Genomic DNA, 21209 nt, shown 5'->3' with positions numbered 1-21209 from the left:
CGACGGCAGGCGGGCGGGCGCGGTACGGGCGGGGCCAACCTTTAGCTTTCGCAGGCAGTTTCAGAAAGTAAAAACTGCCCGCATGGAAGACCAAAACAGCCCCGCCCGCACCACCCGGCCCTACGTGATTGCGTGGGTGTTCTCGCTCCTGTTTTACTTTCTGGAGTACGCGGTGCGGTCGGGCCCGGCGGTGATGATACCCGAGCTGGCGCACACGTTCGGAGTCGATGCGGCGGGGGTGGGGGCCATCCTAGGTACCTATTACTACACGTATTCGGTGGCGGGGCTGGTGGCGGGCATCGCCCTCGACCGCACCGGCGCCAAGTACGCGCTGCCCGCGGGCATTGGCATTGTGGCGCTGGGCTGCCTGCTGTTTGCGCTGCCGGGCTCGGTGGCCGGCAACAGCGGCCGGCTGCTGCAAGGCGCGGGGTCAGCGTTTGCCTTCACGGGCTCGGTGTATTTGGCGTCGCGCGGGTTTCAGGCGCGGTCGCTGGCCACGGCCATCGGGGCCACGCAGTGCCTGGGTATGCTGGGCGGCGCGCTGGGGCAGTCGGCGGTGGGGCCGCTCATTCACCAGGGGTTTGAGGTGCGGCTGTTTTGGGTCTTGATGGGGCTGGCCAACCTGGCGACGGGCGTGGCGCTGTACTTCATCACCCCAAACGACGCTCGTGCGCAGGCCGCGCAGCCGGCGGTGCCGGGCGGGTGGCTGGGGCCGTACAAAATTGTATTTAGTAATCCGCAGTCGTACTTGTGCGGGCTGGTGGCGGGGCTGTTGTTCGCGCCCACCACCATTTTTGCCATGAACTGGGGCGTGGCGGCCTTGCAGCAAGACCAGCAAATGAGCTACGCCGCCGCCACCTGGGCCTGCTCGATGGTGCCGCTGGGCTGGGTGGTGGGCTGCCCCGCCCTAGGGTGGCTCGCCGACCGCCTGGGCCGCCGCAAGCCGGTGCTGCTGCTGGGCGCCACGGGCATGATACTGATGGGCTTGCAGCAATTATTCTGGCCCGCGCTACTGCCACTCTACCTCAGCCTGCTGCTGTTTGGCGTGGCCTCGGGCGCGGCCATGATACCGTATTCCATCATCAAAGAAGCCAACCCCGACCACGTGAAAGGCAGCGCTACGGGGGCTATGAACTTCCTCACCTTCGGCGTGTCAGCGCTCTTGGGGCCGCTCTTTGCCCGCTACTACGGCCAGAGCCTGGGCCACACCGCCGACCCCGGCGCCCACTTCCAGCAGGGCGGGCTGTTTTGGATAGCGTGCACCAGCCTGGCCGTTCTGGCTAGCTTGCTGCTGCGCGAAACGGGCTCGGCTGCGGCCGCCGAGCGCCGGCCGCAGCCCGCACTGGCGGGCGCCTAGGTGCGGGTGGTCAGGCCAGCCAGCCAGGCTACGGTATTCAGCTCAGTTACAATTGTAAACCGGCGGCTCATCTGGCGCAGTAGAGCAGGGCGCTGAGGCGGCGAGCGCGTAGGTAAATCATTGCTTATTAAAGCATTAATCCGCTACTTTTCTGAAAAAAGCGTGAGAAATCTGATTGCCGTATAAGGCAACTAGTTGCTCGGGCTTCGACGCCAGAAACTCGTCGCAAGCCAGCTTAACGCCGGGGTTGACGTCGTGGCCGATGGCCCCGCTGCGGCGGTCGTGGTAGTCCATTAGCACGCAGACGGCGCCCTTGCTCAGGCGCGGATACACCGTTTGCAGGCAGTGCAGCATCACCTCCTTGTGGGCCAGCGCATCGGCCCCAAAGCCGCAGTCGATGTGAGTAAAACAGATGCGCGCCGGTAGCTGGCTAGGTAGGGTTTGCTGAAAGTACCCTTTGTGCAGCACCGGCATCGGCAGGCCAGCTAGCGCAAAGTTGCGCTCCAGCACGTTTGCAACATTGCCCTGGAGCGTGAATTGCGTTTCGAAGCTGTCGTAGAGGTGCAGCATTTTATCGGAGTGGTGCATTTGGAGCACCTTCTGAAAGAGCAGCGCGCACTGGCCCGTAAAGCAGCCTAGCTCGATAACGTCGCCGGGTATTTGAGCCGCGAGGGTAGCGTCCAGCAGATGAAAATAGTTGATGCGCTGCTCCAGCGTGTTCATATCTACCACCGGGTTGGGCGCCGCGGTGAGCTGGTAGCCGGGCTTGAGAAAATGGAGGCCTTTATTGAGTAGGGTCACCAGCCGCCGCGCTGGCGCGGCGAAGGGCGGCTCAGAAATAAAGAAGTTATTCATAGCTTGAAAAAATACTATACCTAGCTTAAGTAATGAGCTAAGGTAGCGCAAAAAAGAGGGTTTTTGCTAGCGTAATCCGGGTTTACTAGCGCGAGTGAGTGCAGCCGTAGCCCGCGCCGGTTTTGTACTATTCGGGCTAGTGGTAATGCCGGGCGCCGGAGCAGCGATGAAGCGGGCGCTACCTGCCTGTGGGTGGCGGCGGGCCGCCGGGGTTTTGCGCGGCACCGCCCAATCTGTACCTTGCCGGCGCTATATTCATTACCCTACTTCTTTCGCTTTTTGTTAACCTGCCATGGGCAACATGCTCCAGTTCGTAGCCAACTACGATGACCTGTCTACGGACAAAGGCTACCAGTTTAAGTTTCGCTGCGACAAGTGCCAGAACGGCTACGTGTCGCGCTACCAAACCAATGCCATGGGGGTGGCGGGCAGCTTGCTGAGCGCGGCGGGCAGCATCTTTGGTGGCTTGTTTAACGAAGCCGGCAACGCGGCCTACCAGATGCAGCGGGCCGTGGGCGGCAAGGCCCACGACGAAGCCCTGGCCGAAGCGGTGCAGGAGGGCAAGCAGCACTTCAAGCAGTGCACCCGCTGCGGCCACTGGGTGTGCCCCGAGGTGTGCTGGAACCACCAGGCCGGCCTCTGCGAAACCTGCGCCCCCGATGAGCAGGAGGAGCTGGCCGCCCAGCAGGCCCGCGCCACCAGCGAGCAGATTTACACTAAAACCCGCGAACAGAACTATACCAAGGACACCGATTTTCTGAGCCGCGGCGGCATTACGCAGTGTCCGAGCTGCCACAGCAAGCTCAGCCCCGACCAGAAATTTTGCGGCAGCTGCGGCAGCGCCGTGGCGGCGGCCTCCGCGGCGGGTAAGTTTTGCGGCGGCTGCGGCAGCAGCAGCAAAGCCGACCAGCGGTTTTGTAACGAGTGCGGGCAGAAGCAATAGCGCCGCTGCCCGGCACCTAGGTAGGCGCCCAGGTGCTAGGGCAGGGGTAGGGCAAGGCGCGCCGGTCTCTGGGCCGTTGGCTAGCGCGTGAGCCGGTAAATCATGAGCGCCGCGCGTTCGACCAGCTTCGGAAATTCCTTCGTATTGATGGTTTCGCCGGGGGCGTGGGCGCCCTTGCCCGGTGCCCCCAGGCCATCAAGGCAGTCGAGGTACTGCGCCACGATGGATACGTCGCCGGCTCCGCGCGCGCCGGGGTCGCCGGCCACCACCGGCCCGAAGCCCAGGTCGCGGCTGGCTTGGTCGGCCAGGGCGGCCAGGCGCTGGTTGCCGGGGGTGGGCGGCATGCCCGGCAGGCCGTCGGCGAAGGTGATTTCGGCTTTGGTGCCGGCCAGGTTTTGGGCCACAATGGCGCGCATCCGGGTTCGGGCGGCTTCCTTCTGGGCTTCGGTCAGGAAGCGCAGGTCGCCGGCCACCGCCGCGGTGGGCGCGATGATGTTGGTTTTGCCAGTGACCTCGCCGTGGGCTTTGGCCTCGTCGTAGTTGACCTCCGAGCCGCCTAGTATCAGGCCAGGATTGAAGGTCAGGTACTGCTCCTTGCCCAGGGTTTCGCGGAAAGAATTGAGAATGCGGGCGGCCTCGTAAATGGCTCCATAGCCCACGGTAGGCTTAAAAATGGTGGAGGAGTGCGCCGCCGTGCCGAAGGTTTTGAGCTGCCAGTTGCTGCTGCCGCGCCGGGCCGTAGCCACCGTGTGCCGGTCGATGGCGGTTTCAAAAGCCAGCGCTACTTGCGCTTGTTTGGCCCGGGCCACGAAGTCGGCGCGGGCTTCCGGGCCGTGGCCGCCCCGCTCCTCATCGCCGGTGAAATAGGCCGTGATGCTGGCCTCGCGCAGCAAGCCGTTGGCGTGCAGCGCCTGCAGCGCGGCCAGGATTACCACGTCGCCGCCCTTCATATCGTTGACACCCTGGCCGGTGGCCGTCGAGTCGTTGAGCCGCGTGAACTTGGTGAAGGGCATATCCAGCTCAAATACCGTGTCGAGGTGCCCAATCAGGAAAAGCCGCTTGCCCTTTTTGCCTTTGTGCTCGGCCACCAGGTGGCCCGCCCGCTGCATGCTGGCGGGCATGGCCACCCACTCAGTTTTGAACCCTAGGGCATCGAATTCCTTCTGGAACACCGTGCCTACCTCGCGTACCCCCTGCACGTTAAGCGTGCCGCTGTTTACGTTAACTACTTGTTCCAGCAGCTTTTCGGTTTGGGGCATGCGCTGCCGCACGGCGGCCACCAGCTTGCGTTCGGTAGGGGTAAGCTGCTGCGCCTGGGCCGCGTAGCAGCCCAGCATAGCGGCGGCGAGTAGGAGTTTTCTCATTAGGCTTATCACTTAGGAAAGCCTGAATGTACACCGGTGGGCGCGAGTTTAAGCGAACTGCTGACGTCTGAATAGGGTAGGAGGGCACAGCCGCCGCTACTGCGCCGAGGGTGGCGGGGTCTTCGTTCCCCAGGTTTTGTTGGGCTGCGGACCCATCGTGAACACAAGGCGGCCGCCCTGCATCAGCTCGTCGCGGTAGAGCCAGCAGTTGGCGAGCGGCTGGCCGTTGAGCTCGGCGGCTTGCACGTACACGTTTTGCTTGGCGGTGTTTTTGGCCTCGATTACCAGTTGCTTTTTATTACCTAGCTGAATGGTGGCCTTGCTAAACATAGGGCTGCCGAGCTCGATGATGGGCCGGCCGTCGGTGAAGCCCTTCACATCGAACAGCCCTAGGGCCGTGATGACGTACCACGAGCCTAGCTGGCCCTGGTCCTCGTCCTGCCCGTAGCCGTAGCCGTGGATGGGCTCAGTGCCATAGAATTCGTCGCAAATCTGGCGGGTCCATTTCTGCGTGAGCCAGGGCTGGCCCGAGAAGTTGAACAGCCAGCTGATGTGCAGGCAGGGCTGGTTGCCGTGGTTGTAGATGGCCTTGATGCCGGCGAAGGCGTCGATTTCCTTGCCGCCGCCAAAGCCCGTTTTGGCCGAGGCCGTGAAGAGGCTATCGAGGCGGTTGTTGAATTTATCCCGACCTAGGGCCGCCACGAGCCCGGCCGGGTTTTGCGGCACGTAAAAGGTGTACTGCATAGCATTCCCTTCCTGAAAACCGCGCCACGGCTCAAACGGGTTGAAGTTGCCCACGAAGGTGCCGTCGGCCAGCTTGGGCTGCATGAGCTTGTTCTGCGGATTTAGGATGTTTTTCCAGCCGTTAGAGAGCTTGATGAGCTGCTCGTAGTCGGCTTGCTTACCTAGGGACTTCGCCATTTGCGCGGCGGCAAAGGCGCTGTAGCTGTACTCCAGGGTGTGCGAATTGGCGAAGTAGGCGCCCGTCGAATCGGTCTTGTACCACTCGCCCTTATACTCTTTATAGTCATCCCGGAAGGGCACGTAGCCGTACTGCGTAAAGGCCTTTACGTCCATCTTGCCCGAGCCAAAAGCGCGGTTACGGTACTTCAGCTCGTTGGCGCGCACGGCTTGGTAGGCCAGGTTCACGTCGTAGTTGCGAATGCCCGCCTGGTAGGCGCCGGCCACGGCCAGCCCCACGAAATTGGTGCCGACGCCCGACACGTATTCGCTGTTCACTAGGCCGTCGCCAAACCAGCCTTTGTCGCGGTACACTTGCAGCTGGGTGTTCACGTAGTTGCCGTACCACTCGGGGTACGAGAGCGCCCAAAGCTGCGTGATATTCCAGTAGCCGCCCCAAATGGCGTCGGTGTTCATGAATTCGGGCTTGGGGCCGGGGCCGCTGGCTACCAGCTGGCCCACCTGGCCGCCGTGCTTGGGGTAGGCGCCGCTCACGTCGCTGGCAATGCCGCGCCCCAGCAGGGCGTGAAACAGGCCGGTGTAAAACTTGGTCTTGTTCTGCTCATCGGGGCCTTCCACCGCGATTTTGCCCAGCTCGCGCTGCCAGGTAGCCTGCGCGGCCGTGCGGGCTTGGTCAAAGGTTAAGCTCTTGGCTTCGGCCAACAGGTTGGCCTTGGCGTTGGCGATGGAGGTGTACGAGAGGCCGACTTTCAGCTCAATCTTCTCCTGCGCAGTGGTCTGGTAATTCAGCACCAACCCCGCGCCCTTGCCGGTGGCCGACTTAGTATTGAGCTGCGCGCCCGCGGCCGTAAAGGCGCCCACGCTGGCCGGCGCCTTGCTGATTTCGCCGAAGAAGTACATGTTGACCTTGCCGGCGGGGTCGTAGGTTTTCACGTACTTGGGATAAGTGCTCACGAAGCCCTCCACGTGCGTGGCGTCCACCATCCGGATGCTGGCGCCGGTCACTTCGCCGCTCTCGCCCTGCTTGTTGCCGATGTCAAGCAGAATGTGCGCTTGGTCGTTTTTGGGGAAGGTGTAGCGGTGAAACCCTACGCGCTTGGTGGCCGTCAGCTCGGCCGTGATACCGTAGTCGTCGAGCAGCACGCGGTAGTAGCCGGGCTCGGCCACCTGGTTTTTGCGGTCAAAGTGCGAGCGGTAGCCGCTGGCCGGCTTGTCGAGGTCGCCGGGCTGCGTGCGAAGCTCGCCCGTGGTGGGCATGAAGCTCACGCCACCCACCTGCCATTCGTGAAAGTGCACGAACCCTTCAATAGAATTTTGGCGGGTGTCGTAGCCCACGGCTTCCCAGCCCGAGGCGTTGCCGTAGTGGCCGTTAGTAGAAGGCGCCAGCTTGGCCATGCCGTAGGGCACGGCCGCGGGGGTGTAGAAAAACCACCGGCTATGCGCCGTACCAATGTTGGGGTTCACGTAATTGAGTACGTTTTGCGCGCTGGCCCCGCCCGCCGCCAGCAGCAGCGCCAAAGACCAGGCGCTGGCCGTGAAAGTCATTTTCATACTAGAATTTTAAGAATAAAAAGGGCAGGCAAATGCCCGCGCCCGGCTCCACAACCAGACGCGGGCGGACCAAGCCGCGCCCACCACGCAGCCCGGCCGTTTTGCCACCGCCAGCAGTAGGCGGCACCCTAGGGTCTAATCGACCTAGAATTTACTTATCCTTGCGAGCGTAGCGAAGCAATCTTTCCTTGTCGTCTGCTAACGCTAGCCAAGCGTGAAGGGAAGATTGCTTCGCTACACTCGCAAGGACAAACGGTTTAAAAACAGATTCCTACAACAGCTTACGCGCCTGCAAGTCGGCCATTACCTCAAACATCATAACCCCACTCAGCTGCGTCGAGCCATCGACGGTACTGCCCGGCTGCGCCGTCCAGTTGGTATTGAAGAGGTATTGCGGCCGGCGCGTCCCCTTGCTGTACAGACTCTCGCCGTTGAACTTGAGAAACGAAACGTACTTGGCCCGCGTGGCGGCATTCACGGCCGGCTCGGTGGCTAGTAGCGCCAGGTAGCGCACCAATACTCCCTTGAACAAGCCGCCATCGCCGCCGCCTTCGTCCTTGAGCACGCCGCCGGGCGAGAGCTGACTGTCGTTGAGGACGTAGCCCGCGGTGCGATTGGCATCGTCGAGGTAGGTGCTCTGCTGGGTAGCGCGGTACAGCTCGAGGCCGGCCCCTAGGAACACGCCCTGGTTATAGCTAAAGCGCCAATCCTTGTCGATTTGGCCGTCGCCCTGGCGGTTGATGCCATCCCACACGGCCCCGGTAGTGGGGTCCACGAGGTTCTTTTTCTGCCACTCATAAATCTTGGTGGCCCAGGCTAGGTCGTCGGGGTTGCGGTCGAGCTGGTAGAGGCGGGCGGCCAGGATGGCCACCGGGGCATTGGCGGGCGTGTTTTTGTAGTCGAGCTGGTTTTTGCGCCACGCGATGCCGCCGCCCTGGTTGGTGTTCCAGCCGGTTTTGAGGTCGGCCCAGAGCAATTGAGCCGTGGCCTTATACGACTGGTCTTGGGTGACCTGGAACGCGCGCAGGTTGGCCAGGGCCTGCCAGGCCATGTCGTCGTAGTACGTATTGAGATAGGTGTTGCCGTTCTTCTTCTTGGTGCCTTGTTGTAGCTGCTGCATCTTGGTGATGTAGTCCAGCACCTTGGTGCGCTGGTAGCCATCGAGCAGCACGTCGAGGCCGTGGGCCTGCCACCAGTAGTTGAAGTCGGGCTTGCCCGAGTTGTTCTGCAAGTAGTACTGGTCGGTAGGCGCCCAGAAGGATTGGTTGAGTGCCGCCTGCGCCGAGTCGGCGCGGGCGGCCCAGTTGGCCACTACCACCACCGGCTTCGGGGCTGGCGGGGTAATCATATCATCGACGGGCTCGTGGCACGCCGCGAGCAAAGACAAGCCCAGCAGCGCGCTGGCATTGACTCGGGAGAAAAGCATAAGGGCGGAGTTAAGAATTTGAATACTAATTACTCCGCCCCTTAATGCACCACTATCTGGTGGGTGTAGGCCGCGGGCTGCATCATCACCAAGATGTCCACGCTCTTGCGGTCGGCCGTGCCAATGAACTTGTAGGAGTTGTTCCACTGGTCGTCGGCCACCGGCACGAGGTTGTAATAGGCCGCCGCCGTAGTGGCCGTGGGGGGCTGGTTATCGGTGTTGGTGCTGCCGTACTGGCGCATCGTCACGGTGCCCGCCGCGTTTTTTTCGCTGAATACGAACTTGTAGCGTTCGTCGCGGCCCCAGCTAAACTGGAAGAACTCAATGGGCGTGTTGTCGATTTCCCAGAGGCCTTTGCCTTTGTAGGGCAAGGTCACGGTCACCTTGTTTTGGGCGGCCACCCAGAGGCCCACCGACTGAATTTCGGTGAGCACCGACGAGCCGTTGTTGAAGTCGAGGGTCACGCGGTACACGGCCGGCGTGGTGGCGGGGCTAGTGGCGCTGCTGCCTTGCAGCAGCTTGGTGCCATTGATGTAGTATTCGGTGGGCGTGCCGGTGGTTTGGTCCACCATTTTCACATCGCCGGGGCCGAGCTTGGTGTACAGCTCAAACACACCCGATGACACGCGCTTGAACGGCAGCGCCTGCCCGAGGGCGGCGCCGCCCTCGGTGCCCGAGCCGGTGAGGTAGAGGTTGCCCGGAATGACCGAGAAGCCGGCGGGGCGCTCGACCGTCATGGTGCGCGCGGCCGCGGCGGGCAGCACGTTGAGGCCCTTCGAGGCGTTCACCATCCACTTCAGTTTGCCCTGGCCCTGCGAGGCGATACCGGCCAGGTTGGCGATTTTGTTGAGGTCGCCGTGGCTGAGCACGAGCTTGGTATCAAGGCCGTTGGTACCCGATACGGTGCTGTACACGGGCTTGGAGAAGTCGCCGCCGTCTTTGTCAAACACCACTTCGTAGAGCACCAGCGTGCCATCGGCGGCACGGGCCTGGCTCCACTCAAACGTCACGGCCGCATTGGAGGGCGGGTCGAGGCGGTAGAAAGTGTTGTCGGCGGGCGAGATGTAGTTCGACACCGGCGTGATGGTGTCGTCGAGGGCCTTGTCGTCTTTCTTGCAGCCGGCGAGCAGGCCTAGAAGCGCTACAAACAGAAGCAGCGGGTGGGAAAACTTTTTCATGGAGATAGAGGCGAGGGAGTTTTAAAATGAGGGTGACCAGGCTACCAGCCAGGGTTTTGCGTGAGGTTGGGGTTGATGTCGCGCTCGCGCTGGGGCACGGGCCAGAGGTAGTGCTTGGCGGGGTCGAAAGTGCGCTGGTCCACGCGCAGGTAGCCATTGTCCACGCCCGGGTCGCCGGCCTTGATGCCGTGCGCGTAGCCTTTGAGGGCCGTTTCGGCGGTGCGCCAGCGGCGCAGGTCGAAGATGCGCAGGCCTTCCATGGCCAGCTCGGTGCGGCGCTCGCGGCGCACCACGGTTTGCAGACTGGTCTTGTCGCCGCCCGGAAAGGCCAGGGCACCCGCGTCGGTGAAGCCCGCCCGGCGGCGCAGCGCCCCGATGGTGCGGTCCCACTCCGAGGCCGTGAGCAGACCGAGCTCGTTCTTGGCCTCGGCGTGCATGAGCAGCACGTCGGCGTAGCGCACCAAAATCAGGTTCAAGCCCGAGTTGAGGTTGGCATCGGCGGTGGGGTCGAAGTATTTGGCCGAGTAGTAGCCGGTGGGGCTAGCGTCGGCGCGGTCCACGGAGTTGTCGCCGGTGCCCGGTACCGTGCGGATGAGCAGGCTCGACCCGTCGGGCCGCTGCCACTTGTAGCCATCGTAGACCAGCGTGGCGGCAAAGCGCGGGTCGCGGCCCACGTAGGGCGTGGCCTCGCTGTAGCCTGAGCCGGCGTCGCCGATGGCCTTGCCGTTGGCCATCAGGTAGCTATCGACCAGCTCCTGGGTGGGGGCAATGGCGCAGATGAGCTTGCCCTCGGTGCGTGGAATGAAGAACCGCTGCTCGGAGTAGGTGCGCGACGGAAACAGGTACTGCAAGTCGAGCATCACCTCGCTGTTGCCCTCATTGCTGGGCGAGAACACGCCCGTATAGCTCGAAAACAAGCTATACGTGCCCGCCTGGCCCCCCAGGAGCTGCTCAGTCACGGCCGTGACGTCGGCCCACCGGCCCTCGTAAAGCAGCACCCGCGCCTTCACGGCCAGGGCGGCGCCCTTGGTAAAGCGGCCGCGGTCGGTGGCATCGTAGGCGGTGTTGAGGGGCAGCGCGGCGGCGGCGGCGTCCAGCTCTTTCAGCACAAAATCGAGCACCTCGGCCCTAGGCGTGCGCGTCACGCCCGCCGCATCTGACACGGCTATTTCGGTGGTTATCAGGGGCACGTCGCCGTACCAGGTCATGAGCTGGAAGTACTGGTAGGCGCGCAGCGCGCGGGCCTCGGCGATGTAGCGGGCCTTGAGGCCGGCATCGAGGCTCGAAATCTTGTCGATGTTGGCCAGCAGCTGGTTACACTTGCGGATGCCGCTGTAGTGGTAGCCCCACTCGTTGGTAACGCGCTGCTGATTAGTGCCGTAGGCGCCTTCGGCGATGTTGCGGGCATTGGAGCCGTTCACATCGCTCTTGTTGTAGGCGTTGTCGGAGAGCGTTTCGTTGAAGAAGAAATACTCGGAGTTGTAGAGGTTTTCGTAGGCCGTGGTCAGCACGTTGGCCGCGTCGGAGGGCTGCTGCCAGAAGGTGGCATCGGTGGGCCGGTCGGTGGGCGGCAGGTCGAGCTTCTGGCAGGCCGAAAGGCCTAGGCCCAGCCCGAGCCCGAGCAGTAGCGTATGGCGAAAAGTACGGTTCATCGGATGGTGGGTGGGATAGCGATTAGAGAGAAATATCAACACCTAGGGTCACGACGCGCACGGCCGGGTACACGCGGCCGCTGCTGCCCGAGCCCCCGCCCTGGCCCACGCTCTCGCTGAACTCGGAGAGCTCGGGGTCAAACCCAATCTGCTTCAAGTGGCTGATGGTGAACAAGTCCTGGCCCGAGGCAAAAATGCGCAGCCGCTGGATGTAGGCCTTCTTGGTGAGGGCGGCGGGCAGCGTGTAGCCAAACTGGATGTTTTTGAGGCGGGCGTAGGCGCCGTTGCGCAGCCAGTAGTCCGAGCCCTGGTTGTTGTTGGTGGAGGCCGTGCCGATGGTCAGGCGTGGGTAGCTGCCGTTGGGGTTGGTGGGCGTCCAGCGGTCGAGGTGCTGCTCGTACACGTTCTCCCAGTTGTTGTGGAACGCTTCCACGCCCTCGCCCCGAATGTAGAGGCTGCGCTTGCCCACGCCCTGCACGAATACCAGCAGGTCGAAGCCTTTGTAGTCGGCCGTGTAATTGGCCCCGAAGGTGTACCGCGGGAACGGATTGCCCAGGATAAAGCGGTCGTCCTGGTTGATAACGCCGTCGCCGTTGCGGTCCACGTAGCGGATGTCGCCGGGCCGCACCGTGCCGGGCGCCACAAACGAGGGCGTCGGGCCAGCGTTCACTTCTTCCATGGTCTGGTAGAAGCCGGCCGTGCGGTAGCCGTAGTACGAGTTGATGGGCCAGCCCTCGCGGATGATGTTGGTGGCATCGCCGCCCCGGATGGTTTCTACGCCCTTGGTATCCAGCACGGTATTACGGGTGTCGGCCACGTTCAGGCTCAGGCTCTGGTTGAAGCCGCGCTCGGTGCGCATGCGGTACGTGGCCGATACTTCCCAGCCCCGGTTGCGCACTTTGGCCGCGTTTTGGGTGGGCGCGCCGGCCCCGAACACGCCCGCCACCGGCAGGTCGATGAGGATGTTGCTGGTGCGCTTATCGAAGTAATCGACGCTGAACGAGAGCACGTTTTTAAACAGTCCCACGTCGAGGCCCACGTTGCCCATCGTGGCCGTTTCCCAGGTAATGCCCGCGTTGGAAGTGCTGAAATACGAGCCCGACACCGGCGTGCCGCCGAACGAATACGTGCCCGGCGCCAAGCTCACGGTGCTCAGGTAGCGGTAAAGGCCGATGTTCTGGTTGCCTAGCTGCCCCAAGGAGCCGCGCACCTTAAGGTCGCTCAGCGTAGACTTGAGGAACTCTAGGAAGTTCTCCTCCAGCGGCCGCCAGCCCACCGAGCCCGACGGGAAGAAGCCCCAGCGTTGATTGCTGGCGAAGCGCGACGAGCCATCGTAACGGAAGCTGCCCTCTACCAGGTACTTACCGGCAAAATTGTAGTTTACGCGCCCAAATACCGAGTTCAGCGCCCACTGCTCCTGGTTGCCGTAGGTGCCGTTGGCGTGGTAGCCGCCGCTGGGGTCGCTGATGCCGGCGTAGGTCGTGCCGTTGTTGATGACCCCGAAGTTGTTTCCAGGGATATTAATAACGTGGATGCCCCGGCGGTCGTCGGTGAAGTGCTCAGTCGAGTAGCCCACCAGTACCTGCACGCTGTGCTTGTCGGCGAAGGTGCGGTCGTAGTTGAGCGTAGCTTGGTAGTTGGTGAGCAGCGTGCGCTGGTTGCGGTTTTGCACCGAGTTGTTGCCATCGCCGCCCGCCGTAGGCGAGCCGTCGAGCGTCACGTACATCAGGCTGCGCGTGAACTCGTCGAGCTGGTAATTCCACAAGTCGCCGCCCACTAAGCCACGCAGCTTCAGGCCTTTCACAATCTCAAACTCGGCATTGAGGTTACCAAAAACGTTGTCGTTGGAGTTGGTGCGCAGGCCGCCGTTGAGCAGGCGGTTCACCGAATTGTCGCTGGCCGTGGCCGGGGTCACGTAGTTACCCTGGTCGTCCTGAATAGGGTAGATAACCGGGATGCGGGCCGCGTCGCTGATAATCCACTGCGAGTCGAAGGCGTGCTCGCGGGTGCCCACGTGGGCATACGAAACGATGGCGCCCACTTTGAGCCGGTCCGTCACCTGCGTCGTGAGGTTGAGGCGGCCGTTGAGGCGCTTAAAGCCGTAGTTATCACCCACAAACAGGCTGTTCTGGTCCACGTAGCCCAGGGAAACTAGGTAACGGGTTTTGCCCGCGCTGCCGCTCAAGCTCAGGTTGTGGTTTTGCTGAAACGCCTGCTTTTTGAGCACTTGGTTGAGTTGCCAGTCGTAGTCGCCGTGGGCGGCAAAGTCGCGCATCTGCTGGGGCGAAAACTGCGGCGCTTGTCCCGAGTTGACGAGCGCCTCGTTCTTGAGCTCCATGAACTGGATGCCCGTGACGGGACGGCGCTGGAAGTTGGGCGCCTGGTAGCCCACCACCGTGTTGTAGCTGATGGTGGGCTTCTGGTTGAGCGCGCCCTGCTTGGTCGTCACCAGCAGCACGCCATTGGCGGCCCGCGAGCCGTAGATGGCGGCCGAGGCGGCGTCCTTGAGCACCGTTACGCTCTCGATATCATTGGGGTTGAGCGCGTTGAGCGAGCCCGCGATGCCGTCCACGATTATCAGCGGCGAGGCATTGCCGAGGGTGCCTACGCCCCGAATGTTGATGTTGAGGCCCGCGCCCGGCTCGGCGCTGTTCTGCTGAATGGTGAGGTTAGGCGACGAGCCTTGCAGAGCCTGCGCCACGCTGGTGACGGGGCGGTTTTCGAGGGTGGCGCCGTTCACGGTGTTGATGGCGCCCGTCACGTTGGCGCGCTGCTGGGTGCCGTAGCCCACCACCACCACATCCTTCAGCGCCTGGGCCTCGTCGGCGAGCGTGATGGCTAGGTTGCTGGTGGCGCCCGTCACGGGCACTTCCTGACGGGTGTAGCCTACGAAGCTGAACACCAGCACGCTATTCTCCGGCGCTTGCAGGCTGAAATTACCGTCGGGGTTGGTGCTGGTGCCCTGCGTAGTGCCCTTCACCACGATGGTGACGCCCGGTAGCCCTACCCCCTTGCTATCGGTTACGCGGCCGGCAATGGTTACGTCGGCCAGGGCCAATTGGCGGTCAGTAACCCCAGCGCCCGGCTCGGTCGAGGCGAGCAGCGACGGCACCACCGGCGATACGGCCTCTACCTGCGAAGCGGGCGTCGTGCTGGCCGTGGGCTGCGGCACAATGACGTAGAGCCCGTCCTTGAGCAGCTCAAACTGCAAACCGCTCTGCTGCGTCACGTAGCGCAGCGCCTCGGGCAGCGACTTAAAGTTGGGGTGGGTTTTGGCCACGTACCGGCCCGTTACCAGCTGGTTGCGGTACAAAAAGTTGACTTTGTACGTGGCTTGCAGCTCCTGGATAAAAGACTCCAGCGAGACTTGGGCTGCGGCCGAAGCGCGGACCGGCGAGCGGGGATTTTGAACGGCGAGGGACAACGCCCCCTGGGCCCGGGCACCGGGTACGGCGCCCAGCAGCAGTGCTAAACGCACGTAGCGGGTAAAGTTTGCCATGTGATGGGTGGGAAAATGGAGAAAAAGCGAGCAGGAGGAGCCTAGGGCCGGCGTTACCGGGCCAGGGGCTGGAAGCGCACGACGTTGCCGGTGCGCGACACCTGCACGCCCAGGGTCTTAGCCAGGGCGGGCAGGAGCAGGTCGGGGGTGTTGGCGGGCAGGATGCCCGTGAGCGTCTGGTTAAGCAGCGTAGAGTCGGTGGCGACCACCTCCCAGCCGTAGGCATCGCGCAGCAGCTGCACAATGGCGCGCACCGAGGTTTGCTGCAAGCGCAACTCGCCCTGGGTCCAGGCCGAGTACAGGGCCGGCTGCACGTGGCGCCGGGCCAGGTGCGGCGCGGCCGCCGAGGTTTCGACGAGGTCGCCGGGCTGCATGAGCAGGTTTTCGGTGGTCAGCCAGGCGTGGCGGTCCACGGCCACCTTGCCCGAGTTGAGCACGACCTTGGTGCCGGTCGGCTGGCTGTTCACGTTGAATTGGGTACCTAGGACGGCGATATCCAGGCCGCCCGCGTGCACCACAAACTTGGCGCTGGCCGGGGCGGCGGCGATGTCGCGCACGGCCGGTGCCGCCCGGTGCGTTACCCGGAAGTAGGCCTCACCGGTCAGCCACACTTCGCGGGGCGTGGTGGCGGTCCAGCGGGCCGCCGTGGTTAGCGTCGCGTTGCCGTTCAGCACCACCACCGAGCCATCGGGCAGGGTAAGGGTGCGCTGCTGGTTGGGGCCCGCCAGATACTGCGTGGTGGGGCCCGTAATTCCCGGCCACTGCCACCAGCCCACGGCGGCCAGCACGGCCACTACCGAGGTGCCCACCAGCAGCCGGGTGCGCCGCTGCCAGCGCAGCCAGGGCTGCGGGCTAGCGGTTTTTAGCGCCTGCCGCAAGCGTAGTAGCTCCTGCTCTTTGAGGCCCGCCGGCACTGGGTACAGCTGGGCGGGACCTAGGCCCTGCACCAGCGCATAGGCTTGGTCAACGTCGATTTTTTGGCCAGGATGTTCGGCCAGCCACGCTTGCCAGAAGCGCCCCGCCTCCGAGTCGGCATCGGCCACGTAGGCCTGAAACGACTCATCGGCTACGAAGTCATTAATCGAGTAAGTCGTGAAATCCATAGGCGAGCAAGGCGGGATGAGCTACCTTTTCTTGACCACGAGCGAGGTCGGTTTTTGTACTCTATTCTTGATGAAAATTTCTTGAAATATTTTTCAAGCACTTTGTAAACAGTATTTTATGTATTAAAAATATTTCCAACGACTTACCGTTTGTCATGCAGAGCGCAGCGAAGCATCTCGCGTGGCGCAGTGAAATCTCACGTTCGCAGACGTCAGCACGCGAGATGCTTCGCTACGCTCTGCATGACAAACGCCCCCATAGCCCGCGGCTTCACAACAATAGATTCAGAAACAACCCATTCAATAGCAGCAGCAACGGGTGGGGTAGCACCTGGCGCAGCCGCTTGATGGCTTGGTGCACTAGGTTGCGCACCGACTGCTGGTTGAGGTCCATTATCTCGGCGATGCGGTCATAGGCCAAATCCGCAAAAAACTTGAGGTACACCGCCTCGCGGTGGCGGTTGCTGAGCTGACCTAGGGCGGCCAGCAGGTGCACTTGCTGCTCGCTGGTAAGCTGCTGGGCAATCAAAAAATCCTCGGGCGAGTGCACGGCTATTTCCACTTCCGCGGGGTAGCCGGTCTGCAGCGCCGTGCGGCGCTTTTGGGCCCGCGCCTCGTCAGTGATGTGGTGGCGTAGCGCGGCGAATAAATAAGGCTTGATTTCCGCGACGGTTTCGAGGGACTTGCGGCGTTGCCAGAGCCGTTGAAACAGATTCTGGATGCAGTCCTTCACTACTTCCTCGTCGCTCGCCAAGCGCATGCCGTAGCGGAACAGGTCGTCGTAATGCGCCAAGAAAATGCGCTCGAATACTTGCTTGTTGCCCGCTAGAAAGTCATTCCACAGCGAAGCATCGAGCGAGGTCATGTGACTGGTTATTTTAGAGAAGGATTCGCTACCGATGAGCTAGCAAGCCGAGCAGTGCTTAAACGTATTAGCAGATTTGGCCAGCGGCGCTAATAATCGGCCTGCTCCCCACTACTGCCATTTTTGCTCTATCTCCTCTAGCGTCCGGCCCTTGGTTTCGGGCACGGCGCGCCACACAAAAACAAAGGTGAAAGCCGAAAGTAGCGCGTAGAGCCCAAACGCGCCCGCCAGGCCCGCCGCCTTCACCAACGATAAGAAGGTGAACGAGATAAGGGTGCAGGCGGCCCATAAAGCCACCGTGGCCAGCGAGGCCGCCCGGCCCCGCACGGCATTCGGGAAAATCTCGGTTATCACGACCCACACGCCCGGTCCCAGCCCCACCGCGAAGCAGGCCACGTAGAGCATAATGAGCCCCAGCAGCCACGGCCCCGGCGCGTGCAGCTGCAAGGCCATCACCAGCGCCCCAAGGGCCAGCGCCATTCCGCCCGAGGCAATGAGCAGCAGCGGCTTGCGCCCCACCCGGTCGATAACGAACAGCGCCACGATGGTGCCCGCGAAGTTGATGCCCCCAATGAGCGCATTGGCCCCGATGGCCGAGCTCGCGCTCTGCCCGCTGTGCTCGGTAAGAATGAGCGAGCCGTAATACAGAATGGTGTTAATGCCCGTGACTTGCTGCAACACGGCCAGCACCACCGCAATGCGCAGCGGCCGGCGCAGGCGCGGCTGACGCAGGCTGGCGGCGGCTCCTTGCTCGTCGGCCAGCGCCGCCTGAACTTCGGCGGCCTCGGCGGCGGCGGCCGCCGGGCCGTTGAGGCGCGTGAGGGTACCTAGGGCTTCGGCGGCCCGGCCCCGGCCCAGCAGCCAGCGGGGGCTTTCGGGTACCAGCAGCAGCGTGAGCATAAACAGCAGCGACGGCACGGCGGCCACCGCAAACATCCAGCGCCACGAGGCCAGCCCCAGCTCGGCCAGGTAGTAGCTGGCCACGTAGGCCAGCAAAATACCCGTGACGATGGCCAACTGATTGAGCGTCACCAGCCGCCCGCGGATGCGGGCCGGGGCAATCTCGGCAATGTAGAGTGGTACCAGCAGCGAGGCCACCCCGATGGCCAGGCCGCCAGCCAGCCGCGCCACCACAAACTCGGTGAGCGTGCGCGGCACCGCCGCCGCCAGCGCCGACACCGTGAACAGCGCCGCCGCCCCAAACAGCAGGCGCCGCCGCCCGTAGCGGTCGGTGAGCCAACCGGCCACCGCGGCCCCGGCCACCGCCCCGAACAGGATGCTGCTGGCCGCCAGCTCGGTTTGCGCATCGGTCAGGTTAAAGTCCTTTTTTAGAAAGACCAGCGCGCCGTTGATAATGGCCGTGTCGAAGCCGAAGAGCAGTCCGCCGAGCGCCGCCACGGCGGCAATCAGGTACACGTAGGCGGCGCTGCCGCCGGGGGTGGGTGGCCCGGTCGCTGCTTCGCGAAGAGGAAAGTTGGGCGCAGTTTGAGAATGCATAGCGGGGTGGGAAGAGGTTAGCAATCAGAATAAAATAGCGGACGGCCGGCAGTTGCGCGGACTTTGCAGTCCGCGGCCGGGCGCGCTGCATCGCGGACTACAAAGTCCGCGCAACTGCTAGCTGCCGCGGGCTAGCGTTTGCGAAATCGCCCTAGGTGCCTTCCACATGGGCGAAGGGCGCCTAGGGCAGCCACGGGCCTCAGACAAGCAGCACCTCGATGCCGAGCTCGCGAAAAGGCGCCACTTGCGCCTCAGTAGCGCCGGTGTCGGTAATGAGCTGATGCACCTCGGCAGTGGGGCAGATGAGCGACGTGGCGACCATGCCGAGCTTGGTATGGTCGGCCACCACGATGCGCCGCTTGGCTTGGCGCACCATCACTTGTATCACGGCGGCTTCTTCGGGGTGCAGCGAGGTAAGGCCCTTCTGCGCGTCGATGCCGTTGACGCCGATAAAGACTTTATCAACAAAGAATTGACCTAGGGCCTGCGCGGTGGCCGGCCCCACTAGGGAGAACCAGCCGCCCGTCAGAAAGCCGCCCGTTACGAAGACGCGCACGTCGTCGCGGTGGCTCAGCTCCATGGCCACGTTCACGGTGTTGGTTACGACCGTTACGCCCGCGCCGGGGCGCAGGCTGCGCGTGACCTGCGTGGTGGTGGTGCCGGCAGTGAGCGAAATAATCTCGCCCGGCTGGATGAGAGCGGCCGCCGCCAGCCCGATGCGGCGCTTCTCGGCCAGGTTGCGGTCTATCTGCTCGTGGAAGCTGGAGTCGTAGCGGAAGGGCTCGTAGAGCATGGGCTCGCGGGGCACGGCGCCGCCGTGGGTGCGCCGCAGCCGGCCGCGCTGCTCCAGCTCCATTAAGTCGCGTCGCACGGTGGCCACCGACACGCCAAACTGCGCGGCGAGCTCATCCACGGCCACGGTGCCCGTGTGCAGCAGCTTTTCAACGATGGTTTGCGCGCGGACCGCCGCGGCGTTATCAGGAGTTAATAAGTCAGACACGAGGAGTTTCATTAAGAGTGGTTGCACCCGCAAAGGTGGCCGCTGCCCGGCGAGCGCTCAGCCCCAGGGCTAGGTGCGCACGTAGGCTTTCATAGTGGCGCACTCGGTGCCCGCCGCTGGGCCGTGGGGCCGGATGGTGTAGGCGCCCACCGCCGCCGGCACGATAAACGTTTCGGCGTAGTGCACCACGAAGGGCTCGAAGGCGCCGCTGGGGCTCTCCACAATGGCTTCGGCGCCCTGCACCAGGTTGAGCACCTGCACGCCGCCTAGGGTGTGGTGCGGTACGAGGTCCGTAAACCAGTGGCGGCGCGTTTCGATGAATTCGCGCTCGTGCAGGCCAGTGCGCTCTTCGCGCCAGCCGGGGCCGCTGGCCACGGGCTCGATTTGGTTGACGAGATTCTGCTCGACCCAGGCCGTGGTGCGGTCAGGCTGAATATTGGCGGCGCCGTGGGCGAGGTGGATGGGCCGGGGCCGGCCATCGAGCCCCAGGCGCTCCCAATCCCAGAGTTTAAAGGTGAAAATGAAGGGCGTAGCCGAAATTTCTAGCACCACCCCGTTGGCGCCCGAGCAGTGCACGGTGCCTGCCGGAATCAGAAAGTGGTCGTGCGGGCGGGCCGGAAACTCGTTGATGTACTCGGCCGCCGGGAAGGGGGCCGCGGGGTCGTCCTGGGCGCGCTGTAAGTCGGCCAGCATCGCCGGAAAATCCGCGTTTTCCTTGAGCCCTAGGTATACGTTGGCGCCTGGCTCGGCGGCCAGCATGTAGTAGCTCTCATCCTGGGTGTAGGCCAGGCCAAAGTGGTCCTGCGCGTACTCGGTGAGCGGGTGCACTTGCAGCGAGAGGTTGCCGCCGCCCATGGTATCGAGAAAGTCGAAACGGATGGGGAACTCGGTGCCGAAGCGCCCATGCACGGCCTCGCCGAGCAGCTCGCGGGGGTGGGCAAAGACGAGGTCGATGCTCGGAATCTCTACCCGTGCCGCGCCAAAGCCCAGCAGCAGCGAGTTTTCTTCGGGCACGCAGTCGAAGCCCCAGGCGTAGTTGGCGGGGCCGTCGGGCAGGTCGATTACTTCGCGCAGCCACTGCCCGCCCCAGGGGCCGGGGTCGAAAAACGGCACCACCCGAAACGGCCGCCGCACCGTGGCCGCCAGCCCAGCCCGCAGGTCGGCCCCACTAATGAGCTTGGGCGCGGCCGGGTCGTTGGTATCGAGCAGAAAATCAGCGCGGGGCAGCGCCTGCTTCTTCAGGCGGTCAGCGGCTCGCCAATCCACAAAAAAGGCCCGCTTGTACTTGAGACTGGCTTTTTCGGTGAAGTTCTCGCTACCCAGGTTGGCAATTTCGCCGCGCCGCTGCCGCTGCTGGATTTCCCAGCGAGCCAGGTCAGCGTAGACTAATACGCTGGGGTTTGGGCAGACCAGCGTGGCGCCGGTGCCCAGCACGAGCACCAGCTCGCCGGCTGCCGCGGCCAGCGTGGCTTGCACCGCCCGCAGCCGCTGCGGGTCTATAAAATCGCTAATGGTCAACCCATTGAGCCGGCCGAAAACCGGGTCGTCGGTGAGCGGCCCAGCTACCAGCGCGTCGATTTTGGCGGCGGGGTAGTAGAGGTCGTTGGCTACCAGGCACTGCGCCGGCTGCAAGGCTTGCGTCAGCGCCTGCTGCAACTGCCCTAGGTCGGTGCCGGGGTAGCACTCCACGGCCAGTACCAGCGGCTGCCCAGGGGCGGCGGGTGCCGCGAGCAGCGCCGCCTGCAACACACTCGTAATGGCCGCCCACCCCGTTTGGCAAGCCTCGGCCGACGCCGCTACCGGCACGAAGGGAAACTTGTCATAGTTGGAGGAGCGCATGGTACTAGTAGTTGGGAGTATAAAAAGAGCGCAGCAAATGCCACAGTAACTATCGCGCTGGGTCTTGCAGAATGTGTGCTGGTGTAGCCACCTAGGGTGCTTGCAGCCCTTTCTGGGGAGTGCTAACTCTTACCGCCTCTGAATTAACCCAGTGCTTTC

Annotated in this window: 14 protein-coding genes; 2 read left to right on the top strand and 12 right to left on the bottom strand. The window is 63.3% G+C overall.

The window, feature by feature from the left end:
- Positions 1-82 precede the first annotated feature (82 nt).
- A complete protein-coding gene (locus tag ACFSDX_RS12200) occupies positions 83-1357 on the top strand; it encodes an MFS transporter (protein ID WP_382313758.1) in 1275 nt (424 codons plus the stop codon).
- Positions 1358-1492: 135 nt separating this feature from the next.
- Here ACFSDX_RS12200 and ACFSDX_RS12195 read toward each other — a convergent pair whose 3' ends face one another.
- Positions 1493-2212: a TylF/MycF/NovP-related O-methyltransferase gene (locus ACFSDX_RS12195; RefSeq protein WP_382313756.1), complete on the bottom strand. Its 720-nt coding sequence runs from the start codon at positions 2210-2212 to the stop codon at positions 1493-1495.
- 301 nt (positions 2213-2513) lie between these two features.
- On the opposite strand from ACFSDX_RS12195, the gene ACFSDX_RS12190 reads away from it, so the two are divergent.
- Positions 2514-3155: a zinc ribbon domain-containing protein gene (locus tag ACFSDX_RS12190; protein WP_382313754.1), complete on the top strand. Its 642-nt coding sequence runs from the start codon at positions 2514-2516 to the stop codon at positions 3153-3155.
- 80 nt (positions 3156-3235) lie between these two features.
- Here ACFSDX_RS12190 and ACFSDX_RS12185 read toward each other — a convergent pair whose 3' ends face one another.
- The 11 genes from ACFSDX_RS12185 to ACFSDX_RS12135 all read right to left on the bottom strand — a co-directional run bounded on the left by ACFSDX_RS12185 (position 3236) and on the right by ACFSDX_RS12135 (position 21050).
- Complete coding sequence (locus tag ACFSDX_RS12185) at positions 3236-4519, bottom strand: M20/M25/M40 family metallo-hydrolase (RefSeq protein WP_382313752.1); 1284 nt, start codon at positions 4517-4519, stop codon at positions 3236-3238.
- Positions 4520-4615: 96 nt separating this feature from the next.
- Entirely contained in the window at positions 4616-6991 is a 2376-nt protein-coding gene (locus tag ACFSDX_RS12180) for a GH92 family glycosyl hydrolase (protein WP_382313750.1), read from the bottom strand.
- 271 nt (positions 6992-7262) lie between these two features.
- Positions 7263-8417 (bottom strand): glycoside hydrolase family 76 protein, encoded by a 1155-nt coding sequence (locus ACFSDX_RS12175; RefSeq protein WP_382313748.1) that lies wholly within the window; start codon positions 8415-8417, stop codon positions 7263-7265.
- A gap of 41 nt (positions 8418-8458) precedes the next feature.
- Positions 8459-9595, bottom strand: a complete 1137-nt coding sequence (locus tag ACFSDX_RS12170) for a SusE domain-containing protein (RefSeq protein ID WP_382313745.1) — start codon at positions 9593-9595, stop codon at positions 8459-8461.
- A gap of 41 nt (positions 9596-9636) precedes the next feature.
- Positions 9637-11247: a RagB/SusD family nutrient uptake outer membrane protein gene (locus tag ACFSDX_RS12165; RefSeq protein WP_382313743.1), complete on the bottom strand. Its 1611-nt coding sequence runs from the start codon at positions 11245-11247 to the stop codon at positions 9637-9639.
- A gap of 22 nt (positions 11248-11269) precedes the next feature.
- Positions 11270-14746, bottom strand: a complete 3477-nt coding sequence (locus tag ACFSDX_RS12160) for a SusC/RagA family TonB-linked outer membrane protein (RefSeq protein ID WP_382313741.1) — start codon at positions 14744-14746, stop codon at positions 11270-11272.
- A gap of 53 nt (positions 14747-14799) precedes the next feature.
- Entirely contained in the window at positions 14800-15849 is a 1050-nt protein-coding gene (locus ACFSDX_RS12155; RefSeq protein ID WP_382313739.1) for a FecR family protein, read from the bottom strand.
- 271 nt (positions 15850-16120) lie between these two features.
- Positions 16121-16714: an RNA polymerase sigma factor gene (locus ACFSDX_RS12150; protein WP_382313737.1), complete on the bottom strand. Its 594-nt coding sequence runs from the start codon at positions 16712-16714 to the stop codon at positions 16121-16123.
- A 111-nt stretch (positions 16715-16825) separates the two neighbouring features.
- Positions 16826-18211, bottom strand: a complete 1386-nt coding sequence (locus ACFSDX_RS12145; protein ID WP_382313734.1) for a sugar porter family MFS transporter — start codon at positions 18209-18211, stop codon at positions 16826-16828.
- 199 nt (positions 18212-18410) lie between these two features.
- Positions 18411-19211, bottom strand: coding sequence for a DeoR/GlpR family DNA-binding transcription regulator (locus ACFSDX_RS12140; protein ID WP_382313732.1), 801 nt, complete (start codon positions 19209-19211; stop codon positions 18411-18413).
- Between the two features lie 69 nt (positions 19212-19280).
- Positions 19281-21050, bottom strand: coding sequence for a class I mannose-6-phosphate isomerase (locus ACFSDX_RS12135; protein ID WP_382313730.1), 1770 nt, complete (start codon positions 21048-21050; stop codon positions 19281-19283).
- Between the last annotated feature and the right edge of the window lie 159 nt (positions 21051-21209).

Source organism: Hymenobacter bucti, assembly GCF_042681145.1.
Classification (GTDB): domain Bacteria; phylum Bacteroidota; class Bacteroidia; order Cytophagales; family Hymenobacteraceae; genus Hymenobacter; species Hymenobacter bucti.
Note: the sequence above shows the minus strand (reverse complement) of the source record. Positions and strands in the feature narration are given on the sequence as shown.

What these genes read in the sequence shown, in the direction of transcription:
- ACFSDX_RS12200 (WP_382313758.1), top strand. Translation starts at nt 83, where the DNA reads ATGGAAGACCAAAACAGCCCCGCCCGCACCACCCGGCCCTACGTGATT.
- ACFSDX_RS12195 (WP_382313756.1), bottom strand. Translation starts at nt 2,212, where the DNA reads ATGAATAACTTCTTTATTTCTGAGCCGCCCTTCGCCGCGCCAGCGCGG.
- ACFSDX_RS12190 (WP_382313754.1), top strand. Translation starts at nt 2,514, where the DNA reads ATGCTCCAGTTCGTAGCCAACTACGATGACCTGTCTACGGACAAAGGC.
- ACFSDX_RS12185 (WP_382313752.1), bottom strand. Translation starts at nt 4,519, where the DNA reads ATGAGAAAACTCCTACTCGCCGCCGCTATGCTGGGCTGCTACGCGGCC.
- ACFSDX_RS12180 (WP_382313750.1), bottom strand. Translation starts at nt 6,991, where the DNA reads ATGAAAATGACTTTCACGGCCAGCGCCTGGTCTTTGGCGCTGCTGCTG.
- ACFSDX_RS12175 (WP_382313748.1), bottom strand. Translation starts at nt 8,417, where the DNA reads ATGCTTTTCTCCCGAGTCAATGCCAGCGCGCTGCTGGGCTTGTCTTTG.
- ACFSDX_RS12170 (WP_382313745.1), bottom strand. Translation starts at nt 9,595, where the DNA reads ATGAAAAAGTTTTCCCACCCGCTGCTTCTGTTTGTAGCGCTTCTAGGC.
- ACFSDX_RS12165 (WP_382313743.1), bottom strand. Translation starts at nt 11,247, where the DNA reads ATGAACCGTACTTTTCGCCATACGCTACTGCTCGGGCTCGGGCTGGGC.
- ACFSDX_RS12160 (WP_382313741.1), bottom strand. Translation starts at nt 14,746, where the DNA reads ATGGCAAACTTTACCCGCTACGTGCGTTTAGCACTGCTGCTGGGCGCC.
- ACFSDX_RS12155 (WP_382313739.1), bottom strand. Translation starts at nt 15,849, where the DNA reads ATGGATTTCACGACTTACTCGATTAATGACTTCGTAGCCGATGAGTCG.
- ACFSDX_RS12150 (WP_382313737.1), bottom strand. Translation starts at nt 16,714, where the DNA reads ATGACCTCGCTCGATGCTTCGCTGTGGAATGACTTTCTAGCGGGCAAC.
- ACFSDX_RS12145 (WP_382313734.1), bottom strand. Translation starts at nt 18,211, where the DNA reads ATGCATTCTCAAACTGCGCCCAACTTTCCTCTTCGCGAAGCAGCGACC.
- ACFSDX_RS12135 (WP_382313730.1), bottom strand. Translation starts at nt 21,050, where the DNA reads ATGCGCTCCTCCAACTATGACAAGTTTCCCTTCGTGCCGGTAGCGGCG.